Source organism: Bradyrhizobium sp. (genome assembly GCF_049581145.1).
Taxonomy (GTDB): domain Bacteria; phylum Pseudomonadota; class Alphaproteobacteria; order Rhizobiales; family Xanthobacteraceae; genus Bradyrhizobium.
In genome coordinates this window covers 1-1,545 of record NZ_JBAURI010001151.1, presented here as the reverse complement: position 1 = coordinate 1,545, position 1,545 = coordinate 1, and the positions used below count along the sequence as shown (strand labels likewise).

At 67.5% G+C, this 1,545-nt stretch carries 2 protein-coding genes and 1 pseudogene; 1 reads left to right on the top strand and 2 read right to left on the bottom strand.

Going from position 1 to position 1,545, the window contains the following annotated elements; translation table 11 throughout:
- Both WCB02_RS36675 and WCB02_RS36670 read right to left on the bottom strand, forming a co-directional pair.
- Window positions 1-531, bottom strand: a pseudogene (locus WCB02_RS36675) (PhzF family phenazine biosynthesis protein); the annotation flags it as partial.
- A gap of 12 nt (window positions 532-543) precedes the next feature.
- On the bottom strand, window positions 544-747 hold the full coding sequence (locus tag WCB02_RS36670; RefSeq protein WP_423966598.1) for a DUF1127 domain-containing protein: 204 nt from the start codon (window positions 745-747) through the stop codon (window positions 544-546).
- A 97-nt stretch (window positions 748-844) separates the two neighbouring features.
- Between WCB02_RS36670 and WCB02_RS36665 the strand changes: the two genes are divergently transcribed.
- On the top strand, window positions 845-1,545 hold a 701-nt coding region (locus WCB02_RS36665; RefSeq protein ID WP_423966596.1), incomplete at its 3' end, for a GntR family transcriptional regulator.

The window sequence follows — 1,545 nt, the reverse complement described above, 5'->3', positions numbered from 1 at the left end:
GCGTGCGTCAGGCTGAGGACGTCGCTGCGCGAGCCGAGCAGCACCGCAACCCAGCCGGGACCGTTGTCGACCCATTGCGCGGCTTGGATCGCAGGTTCGGCGACGCCGATCGAATGCGCGATGCGGGCTCGCAGCTCGGGGGCCACATCACCGGAGCGCCGTTGCGGCGGTGCCGCGAAGGCCCAGCCGGGTACCATCGCGCTTCACCCGCACGAGGCCCGCGCCGCATTCCTGAATGACGACGTCGCCCCTTGGCTGGCCGCCCAGCGCGAGCCAGACATGGCAGGAACCAAGCGTCGGATGCCCGGCAAACGGCAGCTCGCGCTCCGGCGTGAAGATGCGGACGCGGTAGTCGGCGGCGGGCTCGTGCGGCCGCGACAGGAACGTGGTCTCGCTGAGGTTGGTCCAGTTGGCGATTCTCTGCATCTCCGCATCATCGAGGCCATCGGCTTCGGCGATCACCGCCAGCGGATTGCCCCTGAACGGCGTGCCCGAGAACAGGTCGATTTGCTGGAACGGGTGGGCGCGCATGGTCCGCCTCCTTCAGCTGCGCCAGAACGGCTTGGCCGCCTCGCGGCGCACCGTCTCGGGATCGAGCCCGCAGTCGCGCATCTGCGCGGCATCGAGTGCCGACAATTCGCTGCGCCAGGCGCGCCGCTGCAGCCAGAGCTGCGGCAGACGCAAGAGCGTTCTGAGACTGTCGAACGCCTGCGGCGGGGCTCCGCGTTGCACCAGGGAATTTACCATGATCGCACTCATCGCCGCTCGATTTCGGAATTGCGATCAGAGTAATGTCTCGATACAAAGCGGAGCAATCAAAACATTGCTCTCGGTGCAATATCGCATGAAAGCTTCCTACACCACGCTGGTCGACGCCATCGCGGCCGAGATCGCCGCCGGGCGCCTGAAGGCGGGCGAACAGCTGCCGCCGCAACGCCAGTTCGCCTATGAGAAAGGGATTGCCGCCTCGACCGCCGCGCGGGTCTATGCCGAACTGCTGCGTCGCGCGCTCGTCGTGGGGGAGGTCGGCCGCGGCACTTTCGTCGCAGGCCAGACACCACTGCCGCCGCTGCGGCTCGAGCCGTTCGAGGGGCGCATCGATCTCGAATTCAACTTTCCCACTTTGCCGGAGCAGGCCGCGCTGATCGGCAAATCGCTTGGGTCCTGGCAGCGATCCGAGACGCTCGGTGCGGCGCTGGCGCCCGTCACGCAGCGCCGGCTTGCCGAGGCCGGCAGAGTCAGTGCCACTTTCTTCGCGACCGATCGCTGGCGGCCGCGGGCGGAGGGTTTTCTGTTTGCGGGCAGCGGCCGGCAATCGCTCGCCGCTGCCGTCTCGGCGCTGGTGCCGGTCGGCGGACGGCTTGCGGTCGAGGCGATGACCTATCCGATGATCAAGGGCATCGCGGCGCGGCTTGGGGTCACGTTGGTGCCGATCGCGATGGACGGCGAGGGCATCCGTCCCGATGCGCTCGTCAAGGCATATCGCGCGGGTGCGCTATCCGCGATCTATCTGCAGCCGGTCATGCAGAATCCGCTCGGTCATAC

Excerpts from the sequence above, each read along its gene's own strand:
- WCB02_RS36670 (WP_423966598.1), bottom strand. The coding sequence starts at position 747 with ATGGTAAATTCCCTGGTGCAACGCGGAGCCCCGCCGCAGGCGTTCGAC.